The organism is Xanthomonas sp. SHU 199 (assembly GCF_000364665.1).
GTDB classification, from domain to species: Bacteria; Pseudomonadota; Gammaproteobacteria; order Xanthomonadales; family Xanthomonadaceae; genus Xanthomonas_A; species Xanthomonas_A sontii.
Genome location: NZ_AQOI01000635.1, coordinates 1 through 6,952 on the forward strand (window position 1 = coordinate 1; position 6,952 = coordinate 6,952).

Here is a 6,952-nt window from a genome sequence, read left to right on the forward strand (position 1 = left end):
AACGCGACCGAGCTGGTGCGGCTGGGCCAGGGCCTGGCGCGGTTGGCGCAGGAGGATCCGTCCTTCCGCGTCGACAGCGATCCGGAGACCGGCGAAGCGGTGATCTGGGGCATGGGCGAGCTGCATCTGGAGGTGATGGTGGAGCGCTTGCGCAGCGAGTGGCACGTGGACGTGCGCACCGGCGCGCCGCGCGTGGCCTACCAGGAAACGCCGCGTGCGGCCGCGCTGGGCGTGGCCGCACGGCTGTCCAAGCAGAACGGCGGCCAGGGCCAGTTCGCGCAGGTGGTGCTGGATGTGCTGCCGCGCGCGGACGGTGCAGTCACTTTTGTCGACCGCAGCCGTGGCGGGGTGGTGCCGAAGGCCTTCGTCGCCGCCACCGAGAAGGGGGCGCGTGCGGCGCTGGCGCAAGGCCCGCTCGGCCATCCGGTGGTCGGTGTGGAGGTGGTGCTGGTCGATGGCCAGGCGCATGCGGTGGATTCGTCGGACCTGGCGTTCCAGCGCGCGGCTTCGGACGCGGTGAAGGCGGCGCTGGCGCAGGCCGGCACGCTGCTGCTGGAGCCGGTGATGGCGGTGGCGATCAATACGCCTGCGCACAGCGTCGGCGACGTGCTCGGCGATCTGCAGCGGCGCGAGGGACGCGTCGTGGCGATCGAAGAGCGCGGCTCCCGTGCCGAGGTGGTCGCGCAGGCGCCATTGGCGCAACTGCAGGCCTATGCCACGGCGTTGCGTTCGCTGACCCAGGGACGGGCATCTGCGAGCATGACCTTCGACGGCTATGCGCCGGTCAAGGCCGCGTGAGCCGCGTTGCCATCTGGCAATGCGGCAGGAGAACGAGGAGCCGGTTCGCCGGCTCCTCTTTTTTTGTCCGTGCTTGCGTCGACGCCGCGATCCAGGCTTCATAGCCGGCCCCGATCGCCGGAGCCGCCCATGCATCGCCGTCTTGTCCTCCTGATCCTGCTTGCTCTGTCGCCGACGCTCGCCGCCGCGCAGCCGCCGGCATGCGCGACGCCGCTGCAGATGGCCGAGCGCCTGTACAAGGCTCGCGATTTCTACTGGCAGCCGCAAAACCTGGACGGCTTGCTGACCCCATCCTTTGCGCACGCGCTGCAGGCCGACCAGCGCTGCGCGGCGCGCGAGGGCGTGTGCCGGCTGGACTTCGACCCGTGGACCAGCGCGCAGGACGGCGACATTCAGGGCGCGCCGACCTTCACCCTGGTCTCGGGCGGTTCGCAGGCCACCGTGGTGGAGGTGCGCATGGACTACCGCTTGGCGCTCGGCGGTCGTGCCGCGCGGGCGCAGTCGGTCAAGATCGAACTGCAGCGCCGCGGCAACGGCTGCTGGGCGGTCAGCGACCTGATCGCGCCGGATGGACAATCGCTGTTCGCGCTGCTGACCGACGCGCAAGACTAGGCGCGCAGCGCGGCGCGCCGCATAGGAGTCCAAATCCCTTTTTGGAATTGGCGAGGAGTGGCTGCGCTGCGCGGGCCGACCCTCACCCCAACCCCTCTCCCGGGGGGAGAGGGGCTAGGAGCGCGGCAATGGCCTGGGGCTACTGCAGCTTCAGCATCACGATCGCCTTGGCCGGCAGCGCCACCTGCAACGTGTCGCCTTGCACGCGCGCGCCGGCGAAGGCGGCCGGGCGTACCGCCTGCGGCTGCGCGAAGGTGTTGAGCGAGTCGATGGTCGGTGCGGTCAGGATCTGCCCGTCGACGCCGCGCGTCTGCACGCCATCAAGCTGCACCGCGACGTCGGCGCTGCGGTTCGGGTCCAGATTGGTCAGCGCCACGTACACGTGCCCGTCCTTGGCCCGCACCGCCGAGCCGTGCACCGCCGGCACCGTATAGCCGGCAAGCCGATAGTCCGGCGTCGTGATCTGCAGCGGCAGCGCGGTCGCGTCCTGGTAGGGCTTGTACAGCATGAAGACGTGGTAGGTCGGCGTCAGCAGCATCCTGTCGCCGTCGGTGAGGACCATCGCCTGCAACACGTTGACCATCTGCGCGATGTTGGCCATACGCACGCGGTCGGCATGCTGGACGAAGATGTCCAGGTTGAGCGACGCCACCAGCGCATCGCGCAAGGTGTTCTGCTGGTGCAGGAAGCCCGGGTTCACGTCGGGCAGGCCCTTGTACCAGGTGCCCCATTCGTCGACCACCAGCGCGACCTTCCTGTCCGGGTCGTACTTGTCCATGATCGCGCTGTGCTTGCTGATCAGCTCGTCCATCCGCAGCGTGCGCGACAGCGTTTCGATCCACGCTGCCTCGTCGAAACTGGTGGAAGAGGCGCGCGGCGGCCAGCCGCCGGGCACGGTGTAGTAGTGCAGGCTCAGGCCATCCATGAACTTGGTGGCCTCGCGCATCATCACCTCGGTCCAGTGGTAGTCGTCTTCGTTCGGGCCGGGCGCGATCTTGAGGATCTTCTGGTCGGCCGGCGCCTTGACGAAGGTCTGGTAGCGGCGGAACACGTCGGCGGCGTACTCGGCGCGCATGTTGCCGCCGCAGCCCCACAGTTCGTTACCGACGCCGAAGAACGGCACCTTCCACGGCGCCTGGCGGCCGTTGCGGCGGCGCTGTTCGGCCAGGGTCGAGCGCGTGGGCGCGGTCATGTATTCCACCCACTGCGCCATCTCGTCCGGCGCCGCGTCGCCGACGTTGCCGGCCACGTAGGCCTGCGTACCGAGCAGTTCGGTGAACTCCATGAACTCGTGGGTGCCGAAGCTGTTGGGTTCCTCCACGCCGCCCCAGTGGGTGTTGACGCTGGTCGGGCGCTGGTTGCGCGGACCGATGCCGTCGCGCCAGTGGTATTCGTCGGCGAAGCAGCCGCCGGGCCAGCGGATGTCCGGCACGTCCAGCGCCTTCAGCGCGGCGACCACGTCGTTGCGGTAGCCGCGGGTGTTGGGGATCTTCGAGTCCGGGCCGACCCAGACGCCGCCGTAGATGCCGTTGCCCAGATGCTCGGCGAACTGTCCGAACAGGTGGCGCGACACCGCGGCGCCAGGGCGGTCGGCACGCAGCGTGCCGCGCACCTCGACGTCGGCGGCCTGCGCCAGTGTGGCGGCCAGTGCCAGGCCGAGCGTCGCGGCGATCAGCGGCAGCCGCCGCCAGTGTGCCGCACGCTGCTGCAGGAAACGGGGCGAACGCATCGGGAGCTCCTTGTCGGGTAGGGCGGCGCCGTCGCCAGCGTCGCGTGGGAGTGACGGCCGGCGCGCGGCCTTGGCCATGACGCCCAGGCGCTGCCGTATCCGGGGCGCGCACCCCCCGGCACGATCGCTTCCGTGCCTGTCCCCGGTGTGCCCCGATTCCGAGCATAGAAGACACGTGGAGGGCGAACCAATGCCCAAATGCGAGGCCGCCATATCGGAATTGCAATGCGCGGCACGGCGCCGCACGCGGTGTGTTCCCAGAACGTGCGCGGGATCGCACAGCGCGCTGTCGGCGCTCGCGCGGCGATGGCCGTGTCGCGCCCTCGCTGGTTATGCTGCGGACCCCGCGCATGCGCACCGACTTCCAAGGCTCCTGCATGTCCTCGCTTTTCGGTCATCTTCCCGACGGTACCGCCATCCAGCGCATGATCCTGGACAGCGGCGACGGCCTGCGCGCCGAAGTGCTGACCTACGGCGGCCTGCTGCGCAGCCTGCGCCTGCACGGCGCGCATGGCGAGACCGAGCTGGTGCTGGGTCTGCCGACGCTGCAGGACTACCTGCAGGACCCGGCCTACCTGGGCGTGCTGGTCGGGCGCTTCGGCAACCGCATCGCCGGGTCGGCCTTCACCGTCGATGGCCGGCACTACGCGGTCACCGCCAACGAGGGCGCCAACCATCTGCACGGCGGCGCGCTGGGCTTCGGCCGCCGGGTGTGGACGGTGTCGGCGCAGACCGAGCGCATGCTGCAGTTGCGCTACGACTCGCCGGCCGGCGAGGAGGGCTATCCGGGCAACCTGTCGGTGGAGGCGACCTACCGCGTCGACGACCGTTGCCTGAGCGTCGAGTTCGTCGCGCAGACCGATGCGCCGACCCCGCTCAATCTCACCCATCATCCCTATTTCAACCTGGCCGGCGATGCCGCGGTGCCCGCCGCGGCGCAGTGGCTGCGGGTGCCGGCCGACCGTTACCTGCCGGTGCGCGATGCGGCGCTGCTGCCGCGTGGCGAGGTCGCCTCAGTGGCCGGCATGCCGTTCGATTTCCGCCAGGCGCGTGCCATCGCCGACAAGGACATCGCCGCCGATCCGCAGCTCTCGCTCAGCGCCGGCTACGACCACTGCCTGGTGCTGGCCGACGGCCACGATTGCACCGCGCTGCTGTATTCGCCGCACAGCGGCGTGGCCATGCGTATCGCCAGCCCGATGCCGGCCGTGCAGCTGTACGAAGGCCAGGGCCTGGACCGGCAGCATCCGGCGCTGGGCCGCGGCATCTGCCTGGAGCCGCAAGGCTACCCGGACGCGCCGAACCAGCCGGGCTTTCCCGATTGCATCCTGCGTCCCGGCCAGGTCTATCGGCACCGCATCGACTATCGCTTCGCCGAGGTCGGCCGCGGCGCCGAATGGGCGGCGGTGGAGGCGGCGTTGGCGGAGCGGGGCGGCGGTTGAGGCGTGGGACGTCGCAGGCGTGTCTGAAGCCGCGACCGGGCCTTTCCCGGTGTCACCCGTCGCGGCTGAAGCCGCTTCTACGGGAAGACCGGGCCGCTACTGCGCGTGCCCCAGCACCAGTTCGATCACGAACTTGCTGCCGAAGAACGACAGCAGCAGGAGCACCATTGCCGCCAGGGTCCAGTGCACCGCCTTGACCCCGCGCCAGCCGTAGCGCCAGCGGCCGAACAGCAGCGCGCCGAACACGATCCACGACAGCACGCTGAGCACGGTCTTGTGCACCAGCCGCTGCGCCAGGAAATCCTGCACGAACAGCACCCCGGTCAGCAGGGTCAGGGTCAGCAGGATGAAGCCGACCACGATGGTGCGGAACAGCAGCGTTTCCAGCGCGGTCAGCGGCGGCAACGCGCGCAGCCAGGGATGGAAGTCGCGGCGTCGCAGCGCGCGTTCCTGCAGCCACAGCATCACCGCCAGCAGCGCGGCGATGCCCAGCGTGGCGTAGGCCAGCAGCGCCAGCCAGGCGTGCAACTGCAGCCGCCAGTCCAGCACCGGCGCGGGCTCGTGGCCGTAGCCGTGGTATGCCAGCAGCAGCGCCGCCGACAGCGGGAACACCACCACGCCCAGCGCGGCCATGCGCCCGCTGGCGCCGACCAGGGCGGTCATCAACGCCATGCCCAGGCTGACCAGCGACAGCGCGGCGAAGAAGTGCATGTCCGGGCCACCGGCGGTGTGCAGGGCCACCTGCACGTGATAGCCCGCATGCAGGGCCACCGCCGGCAGCGCCGGCCAAAGCCAGGCGCGGCTGCGGTCCACCCGGTCGCGCACCACCGCGGCGATCAGCAGGCCGGTGGCGGCCAGGTACAGCAGGGCGGCGAGGACGGTGATGAGCATCGCGCCAGTTTCGCATATCGGGCCAGCCGCCGTGACGGCGCCGCCGGGGATCGCCGGCGCGCCCGGCTATAATCGACGGCCGTTTCCCGTCCGCGACCCGCCCGCATGTTCGAATCCCTCACCCAACGCCTCTCCGGCACCATGCAGCGCCTGCGCGGCCGCGGTCGCCTGACCGAGGAGAACATCCGCGAAGCCACCCGCGAAGTGCGCATCGCGCTGCTCGAGGCCGACGTCGCCCTGCCGGTGGTGCAGGCGCTGATCGAGCGCATCAAGGTGCGCGCGGTCGGCCAGGAAGTGCTCAAGAGCCTGACCCCGGGCCAGGCGCTGATCAAGGTCGTGCGCGACGAGCTGACCGCGGTGATGGGCTCGGCCGCCAGCGACCTCAACCTCAACGTGCCGGCGCCGGCGATCGTGCTGATGGCCGGCCTGCAGGGCGCGGGCAAGACCACCACGGTAGGCAAGCTGGCCAAGCACCTGAAGGAAAAGCGCAAGAAGAAGGTGATGGTGGTGTCGGCCGACGTGTACCGCCCGGCCGCGATCGAGCAGCTCAAGACCCTGGCCGAGCAGGTCGGGGTGCTGTTCTTCCCGTCCGAGGCCTCGCAGAAGCCGGTGGACATCGTCCGCGCCGCCATTGCCGACGCGCGCAAGTCCTTCGTCGACGTGCTGCTGGTGGATACCGCCGGCCGCCTGGCCATCGACGCGGCGATGATGGAGGAGATCAAGGCGCTGCACGCGGCGATCGCCCCGGTCGAGACCCTGTTCGTGGTCGACGCGATGACCGGCCAGGACGCGGCCAACACCGCCAAGGCGTTCAGCGAGGCGTTGCCGCTGACCGGCGTGGTGCTGACCAAGACCGACGGCGACGCCCGCGGCGGTGCGGCGCTGAGCGTGCGCTACATCACCGGCAAGCCGATCAAGTTCATCGGCGTCGGCGAGAAGCCGGACGGCCTGGACGTGTTCCACCCCGATCGCCTGGCCAGCCGCATCCTCGACATGGGCGACGTGCTGTCGCTGGTCGAGCAGGTCGAGCACCAGGTGGACAAGGACAAGGCGCAGAAGCTGGCCGAGAAGGTCGCCAAGGGCAAGAAGTTCGACCTCAACGACATGCGCGACCAGCTCGAGCAGATGCAGAACATGGGCGGCCTGTCCGGGCTGATGGACAAGCTGCCGGGCATGGGCCAGATCCCCGAGCACCTCAAGCAGCAGGTCGCCGGCAACAAGGACGTGCCGCGGATGATCGCCATCATCGGCTCGATGACCAAGAAGGAGCGGCGCAACCCGGGCCTGCTCAACGGCTCGCGCCGCGCGCGCATCGCCCGCGGCTCCGGCACCCAGCCGGCCGACGTCAACAAGCTGATGAAGCAGTATCAGCAGATGGAAAAGATGATGAGCAAGATGGCCGGCGGCGGCATGAAGGGCCTGATGCGCGGCATGAAGGGCATGCTCGGCGGCATGGGCGGCCGCGGCGGCCTGCCGTTCA

Annotated in this window: 5 protein-coding genes and 1 pseudogene; 4 read left to right on the forward strand and 2 right to left on the reverse strand. The window is 70.0% G+C overall.

Annotated features, from left to right (window positions below; genetic code table 11):
* Both D183_RS0118310 and D183_RS0118315 read left to right on the forward strand, forming a co-directional pair.
* A pseudogene (locus tag D183_RS0118310) lies at positions 1-798 on the forward strand (elongation factor G); the annotation flags it as partial.
* 129 nt (positions 799-927) lie between these two features.
* On the forward strand, positions 928-1,410 hold the full coding sequence (locus D183_RS0118315; RefSeq protein WP_017910276.1) for a hypothetical protein: 483 nt from the start codon (positions 928-930) through the stop codon (positions 1,408-1,410).
* A gap of 139 nt (positions 1,411-1,549) precedes the next feature.
* Here the strand turns inward: D183_RS0118315 and D183_RS0118320 are convergent, their stop codons facing one another.
* Positions 1,550-3,139: an alpha-N-arabinofuranosidase gene (locus D183_RS0118320; protein WP_017910277.1), complete on the reverse strand. Its 1,590-nt coding sequence runs from the start codon at positions 3,137-3,139 to the stop codon at positions 1,550-1,552.
* Positions 3,140-3,516: 377 nt separating this feature from the next.
* Between D183_RS0118320 and D183_RS0118325 the strand changes: the two genes are divergently transcribed.
* Positions 3,517-4,581 (forward strand): aldose epimerase family protein, encoded by a 1,065-nt coding sequence (locus tag D183_RS0118325; protein WP_026144625.1) that lies wholly within the window; start codon positions 3,517-3,519, stop codon positions 4,579-4,581.
* A 96-nt stretch (positions 4,582-4,677) separates the two neighbouring features.
* Here the strand turns inward: D183_RS0118325 and D183_RS0118330 are convergent, their stop codons facing one another.
* Entirely contained in the window at positions 4,678-5,472 is a 795-nt protein-coding gene (locus D183_RS0118330; RefSeq protein WP_017910279.1) for a cytochrome C assembly family protein, read from the reverse strand.
* Between the two features lie 105 nt (positions 5,473-5,577).
* On the opposite strand from D183_RS0118330, the gene ffh reads away from it, so the two are divergent.
* Positions 5,578-6,952, forward strand: a 1,375-nt coding sequence (gene ffh / locus D183_RS0118335; protein WP_017910280.1) for a signal recognition particle protein, incomplete at its 3' end; no start/stop codon positions are given.